The sequence below is a fragment of the Rhabdobacter roseus genome, assembly GCF_014202275.1.
Taxonomy (GTDB): domain Bacteria; phylum Bacteroidota; class Bacteroidia; order Cytophagales; family Spirosomataceae; genus Rhabdobacter; species Rhabdobacter roseus.
Window position 1 is genome coordinate 162,228 of sequence record NZ_JACHGF010000006.1, and the last position, 23,809, is coordinate 186,036.

Annotated in this window: 19 protein-coding genes; 13 read left to right on the top strand and 6 right to left on the bottom strand. The window is 56.2% G+C overall.

Annotated elements, in window-relative coordinates:
• Positions 1–248: 248 nt before the first annotated feature.
• From HNQ92_RS18600 to HNQ92_RS18620, 5 genes are all read left to right on the top strand, one after another.
• Entirely contained in the window at positions 249–2,660 is a 2,412-nt protein-coding gene (locus HNQ92_RS18600) for an ABC transporter permease (RefSeq protein ID WP_184176013.1), read from the top strand.
• A gap of 164 nt (positions 2,661–2,824) precedes the next feature.
• Positions 2,825–3,529, top strand: a complete 705-nt coding sequence (locus tag HNQ92_RS18605; protein ID WP_184176014.1) for an outer membrane beta-barrel protein — start codon at positions 2,825–2,827, stop codon at positions 3,527–3,529.
• Positions 3,530–3,610: 81 nt separating this feature from the next.
• Positions 3,611–4,411: a pentapeptide repeat-containing protein gene (locus tag HNQ92_RS18610; RefSeq protein ID WP_184176015.1), complete on the top strand. Its 801-nt coding sequence runs from the start codon at positions 3,611–3,613 to the stop codon at positions 4,409–4,411.
• Positions 4,412–4,758: 347 nt separating this feature from the next.
• A complete protein-coding gene (locus tag HNQ92_RS18615) occupies positions 4,759–5,094 on the top strand; it encodes a hypothetical protein (protein WP_184176017.1) in 336 nt (111 codons plus the stop codon).
• 333 nt (positions 5,095–5,427) lie between these two features.
• Positions 5,428–7,230 (top strand): acyl-CoA dehydrogenase, encoded by a 1,803-nt coding sequence (locus HNQ92_RS18620; RefSeq protein WP_184176019.1) that lies wholly within the window; start codon positions 5,428–5,430, stop codon positions 7,228–7,230.
• Positions 7,231–7,379: 149 nt separating this feature from the next.
• On the opposite strand, the gene HNQ92_RS18625 is transcribed toward HNQ92_RS18620, so the two are convergent.
• Positions 7,380–8,774, bottom strand: a complete 1,395-nt coding sequence (locus HNQ92_RS18625; RefSeq protein WP_184176021.1) for a TIGR00341 family protein — start codon at positions 8,772–8,774, stop codon at positions 7,380–7,382.
• A gap of 98 nt (positions 8,775–8,872) precedes the next feature.
• Here HNQ92_RS18625 and HNQ92_RS18630 point away from each other — a divergent pair, with 98 nt between their 5' ends.
• Entirely contained in the window at positions 8,873–10,120 is a 1,248-nt protein-coding gene (locus HNQ92_RS18630) for a cation:proton antiporter (RefSeq protein WP_184176023.1), read from the top strand.
• Between the two features lie 281 nt (positions 10,121–10,401).
• On the opposite strand, the gene HNQ92_RS18635 is transcribed toward HNQ92_RS18630, so the two are convergent.
• Entirely contained in the window at positions 10,402–11,130 is a 729-nt protein-coding gene (locus HNQ92_RS18635; protein WP_184176025.1) for a hypothetical protein, read from the bottom strand.
• Between the two features lie 69 nt (positions 11,131–11,199).
• Between HNQ92_RS18635 and HNQ92_RS18640 the strand changes: the two genes are divergently transcribed.
• A complete protein-coding gene (locus HNQ92_RS18640) occupies positions 11,200–12,303 on the top strand; it encodes a hypothetical protein (RefSeq protein WP_425504301.1) in 1,104 nt (367 codons plus the stop codon).
• Between the two features lie 116 nt (positions 12,304–12,419).
• On the opposite strand, the gene HNQ92_RS18645 is transcribed toward HNQ92_RS18640, so the two are convergent.
• Complete coding sequence (locus HNQ92_RS18645; RefSeq protein WP_184176027.1) at positions 12,420–13,235, bottom strand: DUF4595 domain-containing protein; 816 nt, start codon at positions 13,233–13,235, stop codon at positions 12,420–12,422.
• 160 nt (positions 13,236–13,395) lie between these two features.
• Between HNQ92_RS18645 and mazG the strand changes: the two genes are divergently transcribed.
• The 5 genes from mazG (at position 13,396) to HNQ92_RS18670 (ending at position 16,855) form a co-directional block, all read left to right on the top strand.
• Entirely contained in the window at positions 13,396–14,235 is an 840-nt protein-coding gene (gene mazG / locus HNQ92_RS18650) for a nucleoside triphosphate pyrophosphohydrolase (protein WP_184176029.1), read from the top strand.
• Positions 14,236–14,241: 6 nt separating this feature from the next.
• Entirely contained in the window at positions 14,242–14,904 is a 663-nt protein-coding gene (locus tag HNQ92_RS18655) for a thiamine diphosphokinase (protein ID WP_184176031.1), read from the top strand.
• Between the two features lie 126 nt (positions 14,905–15,030).
• Positions 15,031–15,339 (top strand): HigA family addiction module antitoxin, encoded by a 309-nt coding sequence (locus tag HNQ92_RS18660; RefSeq protein WP_343063021.1) that lies wholly within the window; start codon positions 15,031–15,033, stop codon positions 15,337–15,339.
• Between the two features lie 36 nt (positions 15,340–15,375).
• Entirely contained in the window at positions 15,376–15,966 is a 591-nt protein-coding gene (locus HNQ92_RS18665; protein WP_184176035.1) for a Uma2 family endonuclease, read from the top strand.
• A gap of 133 nt (positions 15,967–16,099) precedes the next feature.
• Positions 16,100–16,855: an arylamine N-acetyltransferase family protein gene (locus tag HNQ92_RS18670; RefSeq protein ID WP_184176038.1), complete on the top strand. Its 756-nt coding sequence runs from the start codon at positions 16,100–16,102 to the stop codon at positions 16,853–16,855.
• Between the two features lie 130 nt (positions 16,856–16,985).
• On the opposite strand, the gene erm is transcribed toward HNQ92_RS18670, so the two are convergent.
• Positions 16,986–17,801, bottom strand: coding sequence for a 23S ribosomal RNA methyltransferase Erm (erm, locus tag HNQ92_RS18675; RefSeq protein WP_184176040.1), 816 nt, complete (start codon positions 17,799–17,801; stop codon positions 16,986–16,988).
• Between the two features lie 504 nt (positions 17,802–18,305).
• Here erm and HNQ92_RS18680 point away from each other — a divergent pair.
• Positions 18,306–18,605 (top strand): HigA family addiction module antitoxin, encoded by a 300-nt coding sequence (locus HNQ92_RS18680; RefSeq protein WP_184176042.1) that lies wholly within the window; start codon positions 18,306–18,308, stop codon positions 18,603–18,605.
• 60 nt (positions 18,606–18,665) lie between these two features.
• Here the strand turns inward: HNQ92_RS18680 and HNQ92_RS18685 are convergent, their stop codons facing one another.
• Together HNQ92_RS18685 and porU2 are read right to left on the bottom strand one after the other, a co-directional pair.
• Positions 18,666–19,829, bottom strand: a complete 1,164-nt coding sequence (locus HNQ92_RS18685; RefSeq protein ID WP_184176044.1) for a hypothetical protein — start codon at positions 19,827–19,829, stop codon at positions 18,666–18,668.
• Positions 19,830–19,855: 26 nt separating this feature from the next.
• The gene (gene porU2 / locus HNQ92_RS18690) at positions 19,856–23,776 is read right to left on the bottom strand and encodes a putative type IX secretion system sortase PorU2 (protein ID WP_184176046.1); all 3,921 of its coding nucleotides are present in this window, start codon (positions 23,774–23,776) and stop codon (positions 19,856–19,858) included.
• Between the last annotated feature and the right edge of the window lie 33 nt (positions 23,777–23,809).

Here is a 23,809-nt window from a genome sequence, read left to right on the forward strand (position 1 = left end):
GCATAGGGTAGTTTAACAAAGCCTCAATGGAATTGCCTCTATCCCCCCGCCCTTTCTCCGGCGGCGAAAGGGAGCTTGGGATGGGGTACTTTACACTTTTAACTACCCTCTGCCCCACGCCCTCTGCCCTTTCCCCCCTACCATAAAGTAGTTAAAAAGAGTTAAATAGCGCCCGGCTGCTGGGTGGGATAGTTTGGTTTTGGTAGTTTTGGAATAAATCAAAAAGAGGTACTTTACGGATTTATTCTATGCTTACCAACGACTTCAAGATGGCTTGGCGGCAGCTCGTTAAGCGCAAATTTTATACGGCCCTGTCGGTGCTGGGACTATCCGTCGGGATGGCTTTCTTGCTGTTGATCGGGAGCTTTGTGTGGGGCGAACTGCGGGTCAATACCCAGCTCCGCCGCGCCGACCACCAGTACCTGCTCCAAAGTACCTGGAAGCAGGCCGCCATGGGCATGGACATCACCACCCTGGCCCCGCTGGGCCGGGCGCTGAAAGAAAACTACCCCCGCCTGGTGGCCAACTACTACCGCTTCGACGGGATCTCGGCTACGGTTTCTAAGGGGACGAAGCACTTTCGGGAAGATATCCAGTTGGGCGACTCCACGCTGCTGAGCATGTACGGCTTTCCGCTGCTGGCGGGCGACGCCGCCACGGCCCTGAGCCAGCCTAACTCCCTGGTGATCCCCGCCGAGCTGGCCGTGAAGTACTTTGGCAAAACGGACGTCGTGGGCGAATCGCTCACGCTGGATTCGTTTTCGGGCCAAAAACAGGAATTCATGATTACGGCGGTGCTCGATAAAGTACCCCAAAACTCGGTACTGAATCTCCTCGACCCGACGATCAGCCCGCTGCTGGTACCCGAAAGCAGCCTGGCCTTCTTTGGCCGCGGCGACTTTTCTAACTGGGCCAACGTGTACATCGTCAACTACCTGGAGCTGCAGGAGGGCGTTACGCCCGCCGACCTGGCCGGGCCCATGGCCCAGTTGCTAAAAACCCACGCGCCCGCTGCCATCCAGGAGAACCTGGAGGTGTATCTCAACCCTCTGAAAGCCTACTACCGCCAAGCCAACAACGGCCTGGTGCAAAAGACCCTCCTGACGCTGACGGCGGTGGCGGGTTTCATTCTGCTCATGGCGGTAGTCAACTTCATTAATCTTTCCATCGGGCATTCGTCCACCCGCCTCAAGGAAATCGGGGTGCGCAAGGTACTTGGGAGCCGCAAGCGGCAGGTAGCGCGGCAGTTTCTGGTGGAGTCGGTGCTGATGGCGTGGGGGAGTATGTTGTTGTCGTGGCTGCTGTACCAGCTTGGCGCGGGGTACTTTGGTGAGGTGCTGGGTAGGCCCATCCCTTCGCTGGTTGAGGTACCCCCCACGTTCTACCTCGTATCCGGGCTGCTGGCGCTGCTGCTGGGTGTGCTGGCGGGGAGCTATCCGGCACTGGTGCTGGCGTCGCTGCCGTCGGTGGCTTCCATGAAAGGTACTTTGGTTACCGTTCGGGAAAATATCCTGTTTCGCCGCCTGCTGGTGGGCGCCCAGTTTACCGTGGCGTTGTTTGTCTTTGGGGCCGCCGTGATTGTCTCGCAGCAGGTTAGCTACTTTTTTACCAAAGACCTGGGCTATAATAAAGAATCGGTACTGACCGTGGCCCTCCCGCGCGACTGGTCGCCGGAGGGGGTACTTTCGATGGAAACCATCCGGGAAGAGATGCGGCAGCTGCCGGAGGTAGGGCAAGCGAGTTTTTCCTACGAAATCCCCAACGGCAAAAACGGCTTCAGCCTGGGCGTGTACCCGTCGGGCCGGGATTCGACGCAGGCCATCTATGTACCGGTGCTGCAAACCGACGAGCGCTTTGCCGAAACCTACCAGATCCCGCTGCGGGCCGGGACGTTCTTTCACGCGGCGGAAGGTACCTTCCGGCCGGGACAGGTCGTACTCAACGACGCCGCCACCAAAGCCCTGGGCTACGCCAGCGCGGAGGCCGCGCTGGGACAGAAGGTGTACCTACAGCCGGGCAGCCAGGAGTTGACCGTCGCGGGGGTACTTCAGGATTTTCACTTCACCTCCCTGCACGAGGCCATCAAGCCACTGATGTTCATGCACGTGCGCGATACCAACACCTACCGCTTTTTGTCGCTACGCCTCCAGCCGGCCTCGGTCAGCAAGGCGGTAGCCGTGCTGGAGAAGCGGTGGAACCAGCTCCTGCCCGACGCCCCCTTTACGTTCCATTTCCTGGACGACACCCTTCAAACCATGTACCAGTCGGAAATACGGCTGCAGAAAGCGTCGCGGGTCGCTACCGTGCTGGCGCTGGTGATGGTACTTCTGGGGATTTTGGGCATGGTGTCGCTGAGCGTGGCGCGCCGTACCCGCGAGCTGGGTATTCGGAAAGTCCTGGGTGCATCGGGGGTGAGCATCGTGCTACTTTTCCTGAAGGAGTTCCTGGCGCTGATGATCCTAGCGTTGGTGGTTGCTTTCCCGCTGGTGGTGGTGAGTATGAACCGCTGGCTGGGCCATTATGCCTACCGCGTGGAACTGAGCTGGCTGACGCTGGGCTTGGTAGCGCTGGCCTTCGGCCTGGTGATTGTGCTGATAGTGGGCGTGCAAACGGCCAAAGCCGCGCTCATGAACCCCGTGAAAAGCCTGCGAAGCGAGTAATGGCAGAGGGCCGTGGGCATGGGGCGGGGGGGGATTGCCACAATGGAATTGCCGCAATGGAATTGAGGCTTTTTACAAAAAAAAGCTACCACGCTACCAACCTTTTCGGGTGAGGACTGGTCTTGGGGAAGCAACAAGTACTTCACCTTCTTTTCCTTTGGGCTATGAAAACAATTCTCCTTTCGGTTTTGCTAAGTACGTTACCCTGGCTGGCGCAGGGGCAGTCGGTCCGGGTGGGGGCGGATTACGGGATGCTTTTTTCCCGTGCCAACAAAACCGCGCCGTATGCGGGTTTGGATAAACAAGCCAGTAGCCTCAACCGGGGTACCTTCGGGCTGAACCTGGAGGTAGGCCTGAGCCAGCACCTGTCGGTAGTAGCCGAGGCCAACTACGAAACCGTCGGCTTTGTGGACCGCTATACGATTTCGATGAGCTCACAGCCCCAAACGAACGCATTCAGCCGTCAAATCAAGGAAGAGTACGTCCTGAAGTACCTGGGGGTACCTTTGCTGCTCCGTTACAAGATGGGCCAGCGCGTGGCCGTTTTTGGAGAGCTGGGCCTGAATACCCGTTTTTTTGTAGATGCGGACTACACCCTTGAAAATGTACCCTATGCGGGCTCGCCAAGCCCTGACTCCATCTACGAAGAAGGTACCCTTTACCGGGGCGACGTCAGGTTCATTAGCCTGAGCGGCGTGGCCGGGCTGGGCGCGGAGTACCCTCTAGGCGCGCGCGTGGCGGTGCAGGTAGGGGCGCGGTACTACCTCGGGCTGAACGAGTACAACAAGTACCCCCTGACCACCGTGGCGGAAGAAATAAAAATCAACGCGCTGCGGGTGAATGCGGGCCTGCGGTACCGCTTGAAATAAAAAAAGTTACGAAGCTGTGCAACCTGCGGGTAGGAAATGCCATCTACCTAAAAAAAGCATGAAACTATAAATCGTACAGCCATGAAAAATGCTCTTTATGCTATTCTGCTCGTCTTGGTGGCACTGCTGCTCAATGCCACCGGCGCTTCGGCTCAATCTACTGTTTCGGCGGAGGACATTGTCCAGAAAATCAACCGCAAGCAAGCCGTCAGCCTCAGCAACGCCACCATCCGGGGTACCTTGGATCTGACTGAGCTTTCGAACAAGAAAGTGAAGAAAAACCGCGGCGGCAACGAGGAATACAAAAGTACCGTGGAAGTACCCCTGACGTTCCGAAACTGTACGTTTCGGGGCAATGTGATCGCTTACAAGGTACTTGACGAGGATGGCAAGGAGCGGAGCTTGCTGGGCAGCATCCTGAGCAACGGCAGCACCCAGGTACTTTACACCGCCGATTTCGCCGAGGCCGTGGTGTTTGAGAACTGTACCTTTGAAGGCCTGACGGAGTTTAAGTACTCCCATTTCGCCGAACGGGTGTCGTTTGCGAAAAGTACCTTTCATAAGTCGGCCAACTTCAAGTACGCCGACTTCAAAGCCAGCGCCGCCTTTGCCAATGCCGAATACACCAACACGGCCAATTTCAAGTACGCGCACTTCCGCGACCTGGCCGACTTCTCCGACAACCGCATCGCTGACTACGCCGACTTCAAGTACGCCCACTTCACCGACGGCGTGAGTTTTAACCAGACGACCTTCCGCGGCTTTGCCGACTTCAAGTACGCGGAGTTCCGGCGCGAGGGTAGTTTTAGTGACGTGAGCTTCCGCTCCGGAAATGATTTCAAGTACGCCAAAGGCAGCCGCTACGTCTCGTCCCGGCGGTAAAGGGGCAAAGCTATTTAGTGAAAAGTACCCTGAGTAGGTTGGGGTACTTTTTTTGTTTTTAGGGATATGGGGCTAGTTCGCGTTTGCAACGCGAATTTGTGCTCGTTCGCGTTTGCAACGCGAACCGCTAGCTGTACCCAGACGACGGGTACTTGCCTAAAAAGGTACTTTGCTCATTACGAATAATATAAAATAACAGAATGGTAAGATTAAACTCATTTTTAAAATTCTCCTGTTTATCCGTGCTATTTATTATTGTTCTTCTGTCCTGTTCTCCTGACAAAAGCTTTAATAGGGATAAATGGCTGAAACACAATACTCTTGAAACGTATAATCCTCGGGCATACATGATAGATGATTTACTTGAGAATTATTTAAAACCTGGACTTGAAAAAGATTCAATTTTAGCTTTATTGGGCAAACCTTATACAGATGGAATCGGGCCAAGGCTTCCTAAAGATATAGTGATCCCTGACTCACTTGATATCAATACCTTAGTTAACTTAAAAGGTAAAATCAGAGATAAAAAATTTGAAGAACTTGATGAGTTTCACCGCTTAAATTCTAAGCTCGATACACTAATGCTGTATCCAGTTGGTCAATCTGTTATGGACCCGAACTTTCTAGTCATTAAATTGGACGGGAATGGGAAAGCTTCTGAATTCTGGGTAGAGCAGCATTGACTTTAGAAATGGTTTTTAAAAAACCGCTGGCCATGCCCAGACGACGGGTTCTTGCCCAAAAAAGTACTTTCCGCCTGCTGATACCGGAGGTATCAAACGTTTATAGCACGAGCGCCGCCCTTAATGATGTTGGTTCGCGTTTGCAACGCGAACTGCCTTCCCAGTCCGAACCGGGCGAAGCTTCCCCGAAAGGGTACTTTGAAAGGTACCCCCGCCCCGCCAAATAGAAAATTTTACGCTACTGGTAGTAAAAATTCAAGAAGAGAACGTACTTTTGGTGAATAGTATGCGAGCATACTTGTTTGACTAAACCCAGCGCGCAAAACGATCCTCATGGCCAGCTATTTCAGCCGACGTACCATTGACTTCCTCTTGTATGAAGTCTTCGACGCCACGGCGCTCACCAGGTACCCCCACTTTGAAGCGCACGACCGCGAAACCTTCGCCATGAGCCTGGACTCGGTAACGCACATCGCTGATACCCTCATGTACCCCTACTACCGTGAGGTAGACCGCCACGCGCCCGAGCTTCGGCAGGGCCGGGTGAGCGTGCACCCTAAGGTACGCGACATGCTGCGCGCCCTGGGCGAGGCCGGCCTGATCGGGGCCAACTTTTCCTTCGAGCACGGCGGCCAGCAACTTCCCGAGCTCGTAAACGCCTGCCTGGGGTACATCCTCACGGCGGCCAACAACAGCATGTTGTACACGGGGCTTACCTCCGGTGCCGCCAACCTCATCAATGCCTTCGGTACGCCCGATCTGCAAAGTACCTACGTAGCCAAGCTCCTGGCGGGGCAGTGGCAGGGCACAATGGCCCTCACCGAGCCGCAGGCGGGTAGTTCGCTCTCCGATATCACCAGCACCGCCGAGCCACAGCCCGACGGTACCTACCGCATCATGGGCCAGAAGGTATTCATTTCGGCGGGCGACCACGACGCCGTCGACAACGTGGTGCACCTGCTGCTGGCCCGAATCGCGGGCGCGCCCAAAGGTACCAGAGGCATCTCGCTTTTTGTGGTACCCAAGTACCGGCTGGAGCCCTCCGGTGAGCTGACCGACAACGACGTTACGTCTACCGGCATTTACCATAAATTGGGCCAGCGAGGCACCCCGGCCATGCACCTGGTTCTGGGCGAGCGGGGCGACTGCCACGGCTGGCTGGTGGGTGAGCCTCATCGCGGCCTCAGCTACATGTTTCAGATGATGAACGAGGCTCGCATCGCGGTCGGGATCACGGGCGCAGGCATTGCCTCGGCGGCCTACTACGCATCGCTGGCCTACGCCAAAGAGCGCCCGCAGAGCCGCCGATTGAACGAAAAAAATCAGCTGGATGCGCCGCAAACGCCCATCATCAACCACCCCGACGTGCGCCGCATGTTGCTGTTCCAGAAAGCCGTTGTGGAGGGTTCGCTGTCGCTGCTGCTGGAAAGCGCCCGCCTGGCCGACCTGGCCCACGTGGCCGAGGGCGAAGCGAAAGAAAACTACCGGCTGCTGCTGGAGTTGCTGACGCCCGTGGCCAAGACTTTTCCCACCGAGCAGGGCGTGCGGTCGGTGAGTGAGGGGCTGCAGGTACTGGGAGGCTACGGCTACACGGAGGACTTCCCGCTGGAGCAAATGTACCGCGACATCCGGATCACGCCCATCTACGAAGGTACTACGGGCATTCAGGCGCAGGATCTGCTGGGGCGCAAGGTACCTATGGGCGGCGGAAAGGCGCTACAACTGCTGTTGGCCGAAATGACCCAAACGGCCCAGCAGGCCCGTACCCACGAAGCCTTGGTACCCTATGCCGATAAACTGGAGGCAGAAATAGAGCGGCTCAGGACCGTGACCGGAGCCCTGCTACCCTACGCCCAGCGGGGCGACACGGAGCGCTTCCTGATGGACGCTACCCTGTACATGGAGTTGTTTGGGCTGGTGGTGGTGGCCTGGCAATGGCTCAAGCAGGGCGAGGTGGCCCAGCAGGTACTTAGTACCCGGCCACCCGAGGGCGACGAGCTGGCTTTTTACGAAAGCAAGGTACATACCATGAAGTACTTCTTTCACTACGAAGTACCCAAAACGCTGGCCCTCGCTACCCGCCTCACCGACCCGGAGGTACTTACCATTGCCTCAGAAAAGCAGGTACTTATGTAGTAGAAAGTTATTTTCAAGAAATTCAAGATCATTCATTGCAACAACTAGAAACCTAAGCAGTAGAAATAGACCTCGCCGCGTGGCGGGGTTTTATTTTTATAGAAGGCTTGCTAAATACACAGCGTCCCGGTTTTAGAATAAGTAGCCAACTACTGCATCACCAGCCGTAGCTTCTCGGTTTTGGTTCGTACTTTCAGCCATGCTTCCAGCCGCCGCACTTCCGCCCGGCTGGGCTGGCGGCTAAACCGCACGTAGGCCAGCGACACGGTGTCGGGCTTCATGGTGGTGAGGTCGTACACGGGCGAGAACGAGAGCGAAAACTCCGTAACGGTGGGGTGCTCCACCTTCATTTCCCGACCAATGTCGCTGGACTGCGTGTTGAGCGAGCGGTAGCGGGCGAGCTCTTTTTCCAGGCGTTCAATGCGCGCATCTTTATCCTGAATAATCTCTTCGTTTTTGGTGTACAAATCTTCCAAAATGCCCGTTCGGAGCTGCTGGTTCAGCTCCTGGAGCTTGTTGGCGTTTAATTCATTATAGTCTTGCCGAATGATGAGCTGAGTCCTGGGAAGGCCGTAGGTAGGCAGGCGGCTGGCCAGGGTTCGAATCCGCGCGCTGTCGATCGTTTGCCCGATGCAGGTCACTATGATGCGGGAGGTGTCGGGCCGGAACAACAGCTGCTGGTTGATAATCTGCGTCGAGGAGTAGTTCATCTCCTGGTCGATGAAAGTGCGGGCCTTGCGTTCAAAAAGACTTTTTTGGACCACGTTGTACGCAATAAAAATACTGGGTAGCATGGTAGCTATTACCAAAAAACCGACGGATACCCGAACGCGGTGCTCGGTGCGGTCGTCTACGTAATGGACGGGCGTAAACTTCAGGTACCTCACAATGAGGATCGTAGCCACGGTAATAAAAACGCAGTTGATGAAAAAGAGGTAGATCGCGCCAAAGAAGAAATTCCACTGCGCCGTGGCCAGTCCGTAGCCCGCCGTACACAGCGGCGGCATGAGCGCCGTGGCGATGGCTACGCCCGGAATGGCGTTGCTTTTTTCCAGCCGGGAGCCCGCGATGATCCCCGCAAAACCGCCAAACAGAGCAATGAGGACATCCCAGAGCGTGGGGGTGGTTCGGGCCAGGATTTCCGTTTGTGCGTCGCTGAGGGGAGTGATCAGGAAGTAGATCGTGGAGGTCATGACGCTGATAATACCCGCTATCGCCAGGTTTTTGACGGCCTTGCGAATGAGCGCTACGTCGAAGATCCCAATGCCCAGCCCAATGCCGATGATGGGCCCCATCAGCGGAGAAATAAGCATGGCCCCAATGATGACGGCCGTGGAATTGACGTTGAGCCCAATGGACGCAATGAAGATGGCGCAGATCAAAATCCAGAGATTCGTACCCCGAAACACAACGCCTTTCTTGATTTCCTCGATGGTGTCTTCCTCCCGCGCCCTGCCTTCTTCCAGGTTAAAAATATGCACCAGGAAATCCCTGGTTTGTCTAAGGAAATCGGGTGTATGAAAGGCGGAGGGTCTTTTTTCCATGGTAAAAAAGCGGAACGGAATGGGGCGTCAAAGATAAATGGATATATTTGATTTGTTGAATTGAATAACAAACGCTCCCAACCTAACAGGTATTATCCATGGATTTGTTTACCATTGTTGCTATTCTCACCACCGTCTGCGCCCTCTTTGCCTACATCAATTACCGTTTTGTCAAGCTACCCACCACCATTGGGCTCATGCTCATTGCCCTGCTATTTTCGATCGTGATCCTGATCGTAGGGCACTACAACCCGGCGGTACTGGAAGGCGTGAAAGGGCTGGTATCCAGCATTGATTTTCCGCAGGTACTGCTGGAAGTACTGTTGAGTTTCCTGCTCTTTGCGGGCGCGCTGCACACCGACATTGATTTGATGCGTGAGCAAAAATGGACCATCCTGAGCTTTGCCACCATCGGGGTACTTTTGTCTACGTTCCTGGTCGGTATTTTCTTTTACTACCTGTTTGGGGCGCTGGAATACCAGGTACCTTTCATCCACTGCCTGCTGCTGGGCGCGCTCATTTCCCCCACCGACCCCATTGCCGTGCTAGGTATTTTGAAGAAAGCCAAAGTACCCAAAAACCTGGAGATCGTTATCACGGGGGAGTCGCTCTTCAACGACGGCGTGGGCGTCGTGGTGTTCCTCACGATCCTGCAAATCGCCACGCTGGGGCCTTCTGAGGTCACGCCCGGCGAAATTGGTCTTTTGTTTCTGGAAGAAGTAGGCGGGGGTATTGTGCTGGGCCTCGTGCTGGGGTACCTGACGTACCGCCTCATGCGCTCCATCGATCACTACCAAACGGAGGTACTGCTGTCGCTGGCGCTCGTAATGGGGGGCTACGCGCTGGCTTCGGCCCTGCATTTCTCGGGCCCGCTGGCGGTAGTAGTGGCGGGGCTGTTCATTGGCAACCGGGGCCGTACCGAGGCCATGTCGGACGCCACGGTGGAGTACGTCGATAAGTTTTGGGAGCTGGTGGATGAGTTCCTGAACGCCATGCTGTTTGTGCTCATCGGCCTGGAGATCGTCATCATTACCTTTTTGGAAGACTACTGGCTGCTGGGTTTATTGGGCATTGTCATCAACCTGCTGGCCCGTTGGATCTCGGTTTCGGTACCGATCCTGTTTTTACGAAAGTCGGCCAACTTCATGCCCCAAACCCCCCTGATCATGACCTGGGGCGGCTTGCGGGGGGGTATCTCCATTGCGTTGGCGCTATCGCTGCCCGCCGCCATGAACAAAGACATCATCCTGACCATCACCTACTGCATTGTCATCTTCTCCATTCTGGTGCAGGGGCTAAGCCTGGGGGCTGTGGTAAAACGGGTTAAAGTGAAGTATAATTTGTAGGGGATGGGTGTATATTCAAAAGCCTGGGTCTGAGTAGTAGTAGTTTTTATAAAGTTTGGATGCATTTGATTGCTTCATGCCTATCAATCCCGTTGCTACATAGCCAGAGAGAGGGGTAATGCTTTGTGAATTCAATGGTAAAAAATCAGGGATGATGCCTGTCTCCATCGGCCCGGCAAGTGATAGAAAGACCCCGGAGGGGTCACAGGTTTATAGAAATTCTTTGCCTTAAACAGCTCGACCGCAGGGCGGTCGCACTAGGCTTCTGACCCCAAGTACCCCTAAAATAAAAAGCTTAGCCCCGCGCCCAGGTTGACAAAGCCAACCGGCTGGTGTGCGTTCACCGACTGGGTGGTACGTTCCGCGCCGATCTGAATTTCATTCACCAGGTCCTGGTCGTACTTGAAGTTGGCCGTCAGGTACTGTACCGACGCATTGGCGGCCAGCCAGCGGGTGAGCTTGTAGCGCATCGTCACGCCCGCTCCGGCGGCCAGCGCACTAGCACGGCGCGAGGGCGTGATCATGGATAGCGGCAGGCGGGCAAACTCCGTGTAGAGCTCGCTGCCGGGATTGGAGGCGAAGGCATAACCACCCGAAAGTTGCAAATCAAAAAGTACCCGGCCCGCCGGAAGCGTCACCATGGGGCCCGCCAGAAGGGTTTGTACGGTACAGTTGGTTGTTACCAGTTCCCAGGGATTGCGGCCGCCGAGGCCTGCTTCCGAGGTACCCAGCAGGGATTCTTTCCGGAATAAATTGGTGACGTAGGTGTACGAGGCCGTCATGCCCCATTGCCTGCCCGGACGGTACCCTACCGAAACCTGCACCGATTGCCCCGGCCCCAGGAGTTTTTCGCTATTTTTGCCAAAGGGCGAGCCCGCGGGCAGGCTGTAACCGGCCGTGGCGTTGATAAAGCCTTTTTTATCTACCATGGACAAAATAAAGGATTGCTGGGCCGCGGATTTTTCGGCGACCAGGGCTATCAAGCCAAGTAGGAGTAGTAGTCGTTTCATGGGGCATTTCAGGATTAAGGTACCCCTCTGTACTATCAACTACTGTGCCAATTTTATAAATACCTGATAGTGAGTAATCTGCTAACTACCCTCATTCAGAACATCGCCGGGTTGCAGTCGCGCGGGCAGCGGTACTTTCCGGCGGGGCTGTTTCCGGCCTACCGGACCAACCGCCTCGTGGGCTACCACCGGCCCGATACAACCCTGTTTTTTTCGGGTATCATGGCCTTTACGTTACAATCCCTGCGGCCCAGGCTCAGTACCGAAAGCCAGGCACTTATTGATGAGATCATTGAAAAAATAACGGCCAACTACCCCGATTTTCAAAACAAAGACGGCCTCAAAACCTATAACTTCTGGCGCACGAAGCCCTCGCGCCACTTTCCGAATGGGTACCTGTTCCGGCACTTCGAGCACTTCCGCATCCCCGACGACGTTGACGACACTGCCTTTGTGTACCTCACTAGCCAGCCCAGCCGCCCGGAGGTACTTTGGCTCAAAGAAAAGCTGGCCCTGCACGCCAACGGCACCAAGCTCTGGATCCGGAACACCTACCCCGAGTACCGCACGCTGCGGGCCTACTCCACCTGGTTTGGCAAAAATATGTACGTAGAGTTTGACGCCTGTGTGCTCAGCAACATCCTGTACTGTATCTACGAGTACCAACTACCCCTCAACCAGCACGACACCGACAGCCTGGCCTACATCCGCTCGGTGATCGAGACCGACCGCTACCGTACCGAGCCGTTTCGGTGCGCGCACCAGTACCCGCGCACGCCGTTGATCATCTACCACGTGGCGCGGCTGCTGGCCGCGCACCGGCCGCCGGAATTACTTGGTATTCAGGAAAAACTAATTGCTGATACGGAGGAAGTATTACACCAAAGTACCCACCCCATGGACCGCGTGCTGCTAAGTACCTCCCTGCTGCGCCTCGGTCAACGCCCGCCGCGCCTGGCCGTGGAGCACTATACGGATAAAGATTTTAGCGGTTTCTACTTTTTCATTGCCGGACTGCTGACGGCCTACGAGCACCCACTGCTGTATCGCCTGGCCATCTGGCCGGTGTTTCACATGTACTGGGAGTGCCCCGCCCACAACTGGGCGCTGCTGGCCGAGTACGAGGTACTTTGGCAGCAGGCGCAAGGTACCTCGCCAGGGGCTGAGCTCTAGGTACCTGATCAGGGGTACTTTAAGCAAAAGAAACGTCCGTTTGGTCAGCCAAACGGACGCTCGGACATTTTTTCGATCAACCAAGTACCTCTTTGAAAGGGGTACTTTTACCAAGCTCAATACGAAAAGCGGTACAGGGCGTTCGGGAGCTGAGCGCTCCCTTCGGTACGGGCAATCGACATGGTTTCGACGCGTCCCTGCTCATCAAACGTGTAGCTAAAGTTGAGCGTATGAGTGGCTTGCCCGGCTACCCGAAACTGTGCCTGCTCGACCAGGTGCGTGCTGTATCTGCCCAGGAAGTCACCCCGAAAGGCAAAATGGGCCGCTTCCCAGCGGAATACTTCCTGCCGGATGGTGTTGGGGAAGGTGGTATACGTATAGATAGCGTTGACGAACTGGCCGTTGTGCGCCTCGCCCTTCCAGGCCAGTAGGTCGCCTTCGGGCGAAAAATGGCGCGTCGTGAGCTGGGAGCCCGAGCCGTAGGAGCTCACCAGGTAGCCGTTGCGGTACAGGTAGTTGCGCACGAAAGGTACCCCACCGGGAAGTACCCCATTGACCTGGGTACCTAAGCCTTCGGCATTGAGTGTGTACTCGCCCGTGAGCTGGTCCAGCGTCTGGCGCACGGTCGTGGTGCCCATCGTTTCTAGTTGAAAAATGGGGGCCGTTTGGGCGCTGATGGTTTGTAGCTTCTGCTGGTTGTCGTACTGAAAGCGGTAGTTGAGTGCGGTACCCGGCTGCGAAGGTACCTCCAGCGTAAGGTCAACCGATTTGAAAGGAATGGGCGTTAGCTCGGGGGCGTTGATGGGTACCTGGGCGGCGGCAAAGGCCTCGGCTTGTTCCTGGGCGCTGTTGATCGGATCGACGGGGGCGTCTGAGCTGGGCCGACAGGCCACAATCAGGATTAGCCATAGTACGGTGGACAGTTTTTTCATGATGAGTCCGTAGGTTTAGGGAAAGATGGGTAAGTACCTTATAAAAAACTCAACGTACGTGCACGTGCATCTAGTATATAAAAGCCACGTAAAGAACAGGTTGGAGGGTAGTTGAGAGGAAGGCCGCCCAACTATGCGTGCCAGCAACTACCTTTGTAACATGGAAAAGCAATTCAACGAACTTCCCGAGCGCCGCCAGGCCCAGCTGATGGCCTTCGACCGGCTCCTCACCATCATGGACGAGCTGCGGGCACAGTGCCCCTGGGACCGCAAGCAAACCTGGGAAAGCCTGCGCCACCTCACCATCGAAGAAACCTACGAGCTCTCCGACGCCATTCTGGAAAACGACCGCACCGAGGTCAGAAAAGAGCTGGGCGACCTGCTGCTGCACCTGGTATTTTACGCCAAAATAGGCTCCGAAGCCGCGGACGAAACCCGCTTTGACATCGCCGACGTGCTGCACGGTATCAGCGAGAAACTCATTGCGCGCCACCCGCACATCTACGGCGACGCGGACGGCCGCCCCGTCGTGGCCGACACCGAAGAGCAGGTGAAGCAAAACTGGGAGCAGCTCAAGCTCAAAGAGGGCAACCGCTCGGTGCTTTCGGGTGTTCCGCAGTCGCTGCCGGCGCTGGTGAAGGCCATGCGGATGCAGGAAAAAGCGCGCGGAGCGGGCTTCGATTGGGACGAAAAGCAGCAGGTGTGGCAAAAAGTGGAGGAAGAAATGACGGAGTTCAAGGCGCATTTCGACGCCGAAACCGGCGAGGTACTGGACGCCAAAGAAGCCGAAGGCGAGTTCGGCGACCTACTATTTTCGCTGGTTAACTACGCGCGCTTCGTGGACATCAATCCCGAAACGGCCCTGGAACGGACCAATAAGAAATTTTTGCGGCGTTTTCAGTACCTCGAAGAGCACGCCCGCGCTGACGGCAAAACGCTGCAAAACATGACCCTGGCCGAGATGGACGAATACTGGAACCGCGCCAAAACGGAATTGTAAGTACCTATGTCATCACACCACATCGTCCGCGAAAAACAGGAGCCCGCGCTCATCATCGCCAACGGCGAAGCCTGCAGCGAGGAGCTGCTGGGCCAGCTCCTGGAGTGGAGTCCCTACGTGCTCGTCCTCGACCACGCCATCCACCGGGTACTTCCGCTCGGCATCAAGATCGACGCCTGGCTGGGCGACTTCGACCACGGCCACGATTTTGAGGCCGTGCTAGCACAGCAGCACCCGCTGGAAATCATCCATACGCCCGACCAGGACAAAACCGACCTCAACAAAGCCATCGAGTTTCTGATCGAGCGCGGCTTTCCGGCCGCCAACATCGTGTGGGCCACCGGCCGCCGCGCCGACCACGCCATCACCAACCTCACCGACCTGGTGCGCTACAAAGACCAGATCCGGCTCGTCATGCTCGACGACCACTCCAAGATTTTCCCGCTCCGGGGTACTTTCGAGAAGTGGTACGCCGCCGGTACGCCGCTGTCGCTCATTCCGGTGGGTACTGTGCAGGGCATCGTCACGAGCGGCCTCAAGTACAACCTGCACCACGAAACCCTCACCCTGGGCTACCGAACCGGCAGCAGTAACGAAGTCGCCGCCGATGGCTTCGTCCGGATCACGGCTCACACCGGCGACCTGCTCATCATGGAATGCTGGGACTGAGTTTTTTCGTATTTCCGAAGCATTTTGTAGTTTTAATAAAAAAACAAAAAGCATGGGAGACGCACCGGAGAGAGTAAAGATTGGGAAGGTACTTGCCTATTAGCTAGAATAATTATGAAAAGAGGAATGCGACCACCTCATCCAGGATCCATGATTCGGGATCTGATTGAGGGAATCAAGGAGGAAACCGGGCAAGAATTGACCATTCGCCAAATTGCAGAAGGCTTAGGGACTACCCCTAAAACGCTATCTGGGATTTTGAATGAACACCAAGGTATTAGTTCCGAAATGGCCATTCGCCTATCGGAAGCCTTTGGTTCACCGCCTAGTTTCTGGATGAAACTACAGAGCGACTATGCGCTTTGGCATGCCGAAAAAAAGGTGAACCGGTCTACGATTCACCACTTTTGGCCGCTGCATGAGCAATCAGCGTAGCTTTGTGGTACTTCACACTTAGTAAAAACAAAAAGCATGGGAGATGCTCTTGAGAAAACACGACTGACCACCGAAGCCTACTTCGACTGGGAAGCGCAGAACGAGATCCGGCACGAGTACTACCGGGGCGAGGTCTTCGCCATGGCCGGAGGTACCCTCAATCATAATGAGCTGATTGGTAACATGCGGCGGCTATTTGAGGATGAATTCCGTGGGCGAGGGTGCCGGGTATTTGCCGAAAACGTGAAGCTGGAGGTGAGCCGGAACGAGTACTACCCCTACCCGGACGTGATGGTGACCTGCCACGGTCTGGACCAGCGCGAGCGCTACGTGGTAAGGTACCCCAGCGTACTGGTGGATGTGATTTCCAAAAATAGCGACTACCACGACCGCGTCTTCAAGTGGGAGCGATACCAGCAGCTGCCCTCCCTTCAATACTACCTGCTGGTGTCGCAGTACGAAACCAAAGTAGAACTGTACGGCCGTACCGACGAGCCCAACGCCTGGACCTACCACGTATACGACCAGCCTGAGCAAGTCGTGGAGCTCAGCCGACTCGACTATTCCTTTCCCCTATCAGCGCTGTACGAGCACATCGAGTTTTTGGAGCCGGAAGGTAATGATTGATCAATGAAGGGGAATAAGACTAGCTCATCCCGGATCATTGATTCGGGACCTAGTCAACAGGTAGATTTAGTTCGATTCCTTTATTCTCATGTTGGTGTTCTCACTACCATTTTTTTATATTAAGCATTAGCCCATGATCATACAAGCTTATTTAGACCGCATCGGGTACGGAGGTACTTTGGAGGTGAGCCTGGAAGTACTTAGAAGCCTTCATGAGCATCATTTGTGCAACGTGCCCTTTGAGAACGTAGCGATCTGGTATGGCGAAGGAGTCTCCATGGATGCCCCGATGGTTTACCATAAGGTAGTGGAGAAGCAGCGGGGTGGGTTTTGTTACGAACTGAATTTGTTGTTCCATCAGTTACTAGGGGAGCTGGGCTTTACGAGCAGCATCGTAGCCGCCCGTGTTTTTAATACTGAAGGGGAGTTAGGGCCGCCTTTTGATCATTTGTTTTTGCTCGTCGAGCTAGATCAGCTCTGGCTGGTGGATGTAGGTTTTGGTGATCTGTTTCTGCAACCCATCGCCATGCATGAGGCTATAATTCAGACGGATGGTCGAAATTATTTTAAGGTGGAGAAATACGCCCAGGAGGAGTATTTACTGCTCATGTCCTCGGACAAAACGACCTTTGAACGAAAGTATACCTTCAGTATAACGCCCCGCCGCCCCTCCGACTTTGCCCTCATGTGCCAGGAGAAACAAACCAATCCTACTTCCCACTTTGTCAAGAACAAGATTTGTACCAGGGTTACTCCTGATGGCAGAATGACGGTGTTCAATGACAAGTTCATCCACAAGATGGGAGAACAAAAAGTGGAGTACTTAATCGAAGGAGAAGAGCATTGTAAAGAAATTCTGAAAAGTCATTTTAATATTGTTTTTGAGTAAAAACTAACTGATCAATAATGTACTAGCGAACGGGGCCACAAATGAAGAGATAGCTGGTGAACGAACTAATGATCGAAAGATAGGAAACTACCAAGAGCATGACAAGCCTATTCACGGACCAGCGAAAAAGTCAAAGCTTCTCTTTGGGATGAAACGGCGGCGGTACTACCCTGAGCATTTCGCGGAAACAGCCCGACAGCTGTGAGGGCGACAAGTCATAGATCGGGCCATCTGGGTTTAGTCGGTACTGTTGGGAGAGAGCTCTGATTTGTCGTTTCTGAAATAGTTTTTTCAAAACTGTTCTTGCCGGTGCCGTGGGAGATTGCAGCATAAAGCCAAGGAAGTCAAGGTACTTTTGCTTGGCATCTATACTGACATCCGCACAAGCCTTCTTTTTTAGGCGTACCAAGGCCGACTTCACCGTCGGAGGCGGAAGGAAGCTGATCGGGGGTACTTCGTAGATCAGTTCCAACTCAAAAAAGGTGTGGTAAAAAGCGGTATACGGATTGAAGCGGTTACCACGCGTCAGTTTTTGGGCGGGCTCCAGCTGCATCACCAAACACCCACCCGCAAACGTTTCCAGGTGGGTGAAGAGAAGTTTCTTCAGAATATCAGTCGTAATGCCGTAGGGGATATTGGCCACTACCTTGAAGCTTTTTGGGGGGATCGTATACGTTCTAAAATCGGCCCCCACGATGGTAAGATGCTGGGACTGATCCCGAAATTTCGACCGCAATTTTGCTACTAAATACGGGTCGTTTTCTACCGCGATTACGTTTTCGGAATGCTTAAGTAAATGGACGGTTAAGAAACCCAGCCCGGCCCCAATATCTAAAACCAACTCTTCTTTTTTAATATCGGCCAGGCGGATGGCGTCGCGGATTAAAAGGGGATCTATAGTAAAATGTTGACCTGTAAACCGTACAGGTACTTTATGTCGTTTCATTGCCTACTTCTTTCGGATTAACACTACGAGCAAATCACAGGAAGTGAACAGGCAGTATTATCTGAGAGAAATAGCCATGACATGGCGGCGCTCGACCCAAAGGAGGGAGCCGTCAGAAGGCATAGGCTGGTGGCCTTAAATATAATTTAAGGGGAATTTAGAAGATAACGGAAGACTGCCTATCACTTAGACAGTCAGCCAAGGCCGGGGGAAGTACATACTATGAAGCAGTATAGTAAATAATAGGACCGCCGCAAATATAACAAAAAAAGCCCTGACGGGGCGGGAGGTACTTTTGGTAATGTTGATCGATTACCACCCAAAGCACCAGGAAATCAAGGGCAATAGCCCGGCAGACTGAAAAAATGAAGTTTTAGAATAAAAATCAGGCGATTTTACTTAGCTTTTGACGTTACTACCGTAAAACAAGACTATGATTACAACTTTCGGTGGAACAACGGACAGGCTTCAGAAGTAGAAATTGTAGATTATCATTGAAAGCTTATGGAAAAATTACCTAATATTCATCCGGGGGAAGTGTTGCAGGAAGAATTCCTAATTCCGCTACAAATAACCGCTTATCGGCTAGCTAAAGACATCCATATTCCCCAAACCAGAATCTCCGAAATCTTGAAAGGAAATAGAAGGATAACGGCCGATACGGCGCTGAGGCTAAGTTACTACTTTGGGAACTCGCCTAAATTTTGGCTTGGCTTACAAGACGATTATGATTTAGAAGAAGAAAAAGTAAATAAGCTGAAAGAGTTAGAAAGCATCCGAAGATTCGAGAAAAGCGCTGCTTGAGGAGGTTTAACTAGTATTGTCTCTCCTATAAGCGACGTTTATTAGTCGAAGTGCTTCTCCTTACGCTCCCCACAGCCCAGATAGCTTCGCGGCCAGGTCGGTTTGGGGCAGCAGGTGCAGCCAGGAGGCCAGGATGATTAGTAAGCCTAGCCAGCGTAGGGAACGCAGGCGGGAGGTACTTTCGGTAAGCTGATAAAGTACCCCCCAAAGTATAAGGAATGTAAAGGGCGAGAGCAGGCGGTAGCCCGGCGCATCAAAGGGGCTCAGCAGCCGGAGTACCAAGAGAAACAGCAGGTACCCCGCCGCCGTGAGCCAGGCGTAGGTAGTAGGGGCGGAGCGGGGGCGCTGGAGCCGCGGTAGGTCTTTCCTTTTTAGGTAAAGCCAGGTACCTAAAAGTACCTGTATAAGTACCCCCAGTAGGAAGAGTACGTCGAGTTGCTGGAAATCGGTATCCCGGAAGAGGAAAAGCTCGTTGAGCAGACCTTGCCCAAGCAGGATAAGTACCTGTCCAGCCGGGTTGGGCTCGGTGAAGCGGTCGCCGCCGTACCAGAACCCACTTTGGAGGTAGTTGAGCCCCAGATACGCGCCGAAGCTCAGCGCCCAGCCCAGCGACAACGCAGCCGCGCGCCCCGCGCGATGAAACTGCTCTTTCCAGTTCCAGTACAACGCCGCACCCACCGCCAGCGGCACGATAAATACCCCCACGTACCGCACCAGCATCAGCGCCAGGCCCAGCAGGAAAGTACCCGGCCAGCGGCGGTTTTCGGCAAAAAAGTACCTGACCCATACGAAAAGTACCACTAGAAAAAGCGGCTCGGACCAGGTGTGTGCCCAGAGCTTCAGGAAGGGGCCCAGCAGCAGCACACTACCCGTGACGAGCGCCCGGCGGGTACCTAGCGTGTTGCCCAAAAAATACAGAAAGTACCCCGAGGCCAACAGGTTAAGTACCTTGGAAGCCCAGAGCACGGGCAGCGTGGTAAGCAAAGAAACCAGCGCAATGGCCGCCGGGTACCCCAGCGGAAAGGTACCGTTCCAGACCAGCCTTCCCTCTTCAAGTACTACGTAGCCACGGCCGTCGAGCAGGTTTTGGGCGGCGGCCAGGTAGTAGCCCGAGTCGATGGTGGTGAAGTGGTTGGGGTTGATACCGGCCAGCGCCAGCACCAGTGCACTCTGGACGAGCCAGAGCCACACGAGCGGAGCAGAGCGGGCGAGGAGGGGGTTCAAGGGACTTGCGTTTATTTAAAATCCACTTACTGCTTGATGAGCCGTCCGCTGCGTACTTCCTGCCAGGGGCCGCCGAGGACCTCCAGCCGGTATATGTAAAGCCCGGCGGGTAGGTGGGCCATGTCCCAAAAGAGCTCGTTGCGGCCCAGGTGGGCGTTTTTTTTCAGGACGGCGAGCTGCTTGCCGCTGGCGTCGAAAAGCGTGACCTGCCAGTGCGGCGGTGGCTCAGAGCCTTCGAGATCGAGCTGGAAGCGCACCCAGTCGCGGGCCGGGTTGGGCGAGGCCACCACGGTTACGAGCGGTGGTGCGTCCGTGACCCGGAAGCGGATCTGGTAGGGGGCAGCGACGTTGCCGCTGCCGTCGGTCCCTTCAACGCGCAGGCGGTAGCGGGCGGGCTTCAGGGCTTCAGGCGGACGGGCGGTGAGGGTAAAACCCTGGCCGGGTACTTGCGCCCACTGCGCCTCAGACAGCCAAAGCCGACGCTCCGGGCAGTTAGAGCAGTCTTCGCGCAGCCACAGCCGGTAGTGCGTCGTGTCGCTGGGCGCTACGTAGGCGTTGTGGTCGGACAGAAGTACTTCGATGGCCGGGCGGGGCGCTACTACTTCGCCGTCGGTGAGGCGGCGGCCGTCCACGAGTACGTCCAGGGTAGGTGGGGTGCGGTTGGGAAGTACCTCAAAGTATAGTTCGGCCGTATTGTTTTCGTACTGTAGCTCGGGTAGCCGCGTGGCGTTGAAGCTGACGGAGAGGCGGTTGTTGCCCAGGCGGCGCTGGGTCGGGAGGGTAGGTTGGTAGGTGTAGGTAGCCCCAGCCACCAGCGGCGGAATGCGGAAGCGGGTTTCGGTGAAAGTACCTTCCTGGGCCTCGTCGCGCACCACCACCACCAGCGAATCCCGGAAAGGTACCTGCGTGAGGTTTTGGAAAGAAAAAACGGGCCGAAAATCGGCCCCGGCGGGTACCTGGGCAAAGAGCTCCGACGCGTACGCGATGCCTTCGGGCAGGCGCGGAGACGCAGGGGGCGTAGCGGGCGCGTACCTAAACCACCGGCTCTGCCGGGCCGTATCACCCACCAGCCGCACGCGCCAGTACACTACCTGAGGACTAGCCTCCGCCAGCTGCACCGACAGCCGGGCCACGAGGCCATCGGCCGTGACGGTGTCGCGGCTGAGGGTGCGGAAGTCAGCAAAGGTACTTTGCTCAAAAACCACCCGCAGCCCGGCGCGCCCGGCGGGTACCTGGGCCACGAGCGTGACGTTTCGCTGGGTAAGGGTGTCGCCCGCGGCGGGCAGGAGCGGCACGGCTCCGCCCTCGGGCAGGCTAAGTACCTGCGTGAGGCGGTTGTTGTTTTTGTTTTCTTCCGAAAGTCGATTTTCCGGGTCAAGTACCCATTCCCAGCGCTCATCGCCGCCCGAGTGCGAGGTATTGGGCAGCAGCACGCTGAGCGTATCGGCCAGGGGGAAGGTAGGGCGCGTGAGCAGGTAGCTGGCCGTGAGGGCGTCGTCTTTAAACCGGCGGATCTGCAGCTGGTAGGTACCTGGCTGGTAGCGGCCGTGGTTGGCGGCCACGATCCGGACGCGCAGCGAGTCGCTCCAGGCCGTGAGCGGACCGCCCTGGGCGTCGGTGAAGGTAGCGGAGGTACTTTGCCAGGCGTAGTCGGGCTGGCGGGCCGGGAAGATCCGGATGGCCGGGTCGCCCTGGAGGCTCATCTGCTGCGCCGTCACGATGTCCGACAGCAACGGATACAGCCGCATGTACCGCCGGATGGCCTCTTTCTGGATGGTCCCAAACGACTCGCTGGTGTAAGCGGCGTCGGCCAGTACCTCGTAGAGGGCGTTGGAGTAGCGCTGCATGGAAGTTGAAAGCCCGTTGTGCGTGTGCGACAGAAAAAGTATCGCGCCGCGCTTAGGGGCCAGGACCCAGTTAGAACTGATGACGTTGGGCGTATAGTAAAAATTGCCCAGCGCGCAGCCGTTTACCACCACGGCCGGGTAGCGGTGCTCGTTGCGGTAGCCGCGGGCGTCGTCGGTGGCATTGCCAATGTCGATGTCGGTAACGTTGAGGCTGGAGTGGCCAAAGAGCGTCATGAGCGCCACCCCTTCGTTGACGAGCGGGGCTATGGGGAATTGCTCCACAGGGGCGTCGGTTTGCTTCGAGATGGTCCGGATGGCGGCGGCCACGCCGGTGCCCTGCCATTTTTGTTCATAATCCCGCACGTAGGTTTTGAAAGTACCTACCTCACTGGCGTTTTGGCCGCCGCTGAGGTGAAGTACCTTTTTGCGCCAGGGCGCGGCGGCGGGCTGGGCCTCGTGCTGCTTTACTTTTTCGAGGTAGTTGGCCACGTCGGCCGCCGACAGCGCGTTGATACGCCCCACGGGTACCAGCGGCACGTGGGGCGCGGCGGGGTCCAGGCCCATGGCCAGGGCCACGTCCGAGCCGGGCCAGCCCGCGGTAGGTACCATGTCCTCGAACCAGCGGGTGGCGCGGGGACGGGCCGTTTGGGGATCAAGGGCGCGCCCGATCAGGAAGGCGTGCCGGAGCTGGCCGCGCGTATGGAGCCAGTCGAGCAGCCGCCGAATCCCCAGCGGACCGGGCTCGCCGTAGTTGAAGCGGTCGTAGACGTCCTGGCTGTTGAGTACCAGCGGCACGTAACTACCCCCCGCCGCCGAGGCGCGGTAGCGGGCGTACTCGGCCACGGGGTCGGTGAGGCCGTGGGTAGGTTGGCGCAAGGCCGGGTGGCTCACGATGAGGTAGTTGATGGCCGAAGGATCGAGTACCCCAAAGGCCATCCGGCGCAAAGTACCCGCCCGCAGCGGCTCGCGTACGGCCAGCACTTTTTGTACCTCCGGGGCAGTGGAGGTACCTGGGGCCAGGCGCCGGGGTACGTGGGGGTTGGTGACGTCATAGTAGGTCCAGCCGGTGGTGGCAGGTACCTGGATCGTAGTACCGGGCTGAACGTAGAAAAACTTCTGAGGGGTACTTTCGGGTAAAAATACCTCTTGTGGGTACTTCCAGTGGACGTAAGATACCGACACGGCGTCAGGGGCTGCGCGCGGCACCAGCGACACCACTACCGCGCCGTCCGTAGCCAGATCGTCGGGCTGGAGCGTGGCCATAAAAAGTACCGTACCGTAGTTTTCCCAGCTGATTTCGCCCAGCTTTCGTTTTGGCGCGGTGGCTTCCCCCGTCCAGACCTCCACCCGGTGGGTACCGGCACTGCGCCCGGCCAACAGTACCTGCACGGTTGCAAGCTGGAACGAATCGCGCCGGGCGCGCTGGGTCGCCAGGCGGAGGGTCTCCCACTGGCCCGACGTGCGGGTACGACCGGTCCAGCCCTCGCCCACATCGTAGGGCGTTTGGATGTAGCCGTTGTCGTAGCCCGCCCCCAGGGGGTAGATGTTGCCCGCGGGGTATTCTTGTGTGAAGAGCTGAAGTACCTCCTCGCGGTGATACGAAGCCGTCGGGCTGGCGGCAAGAGGGGGTACTTGCGGTACCCGTAGGCCGGGCTGACCGTCGAGTCGCCAGGTGAGGAAGTAGGCGGCGGTGTCGGAGAAAAGGCTATAGTGTGGGTGCGGCAGGGCGCGGGGCGTTACGTACAGCAGGGAGTCGGGCGCGCCGTCGTTGCGTTCGCCGTAAAATTCAATGAAATCTTGCGCGTCGAGGCGGCCGTCGGCCTCACCCGCTACGTGCAGGGCTACTTCCTTTCCTCTTCTAAAGAGCTGCAACGAGCGCGCCGGAACGGCGTCCGGTGCCAGGCCCGCTTGCCGGAGCTCCTCGGGCGTGAGGCGGTACCAGCCCGTTTGGGTTACCGGAATGCGCAGGTAAGTTTGCTGGGGCTGAATCCATTCGTTGCCGTAGATTTTTTGGGCATAAAGTACCCCCGACGGAAGTACCCCCGCTGCCAGCCAGAGCAGCGCCACGAGGAGTATAAAATGACGTATAGGTGTGCACATAGAAAACGGTAGAAGCCGAAAACAGACCAAAAG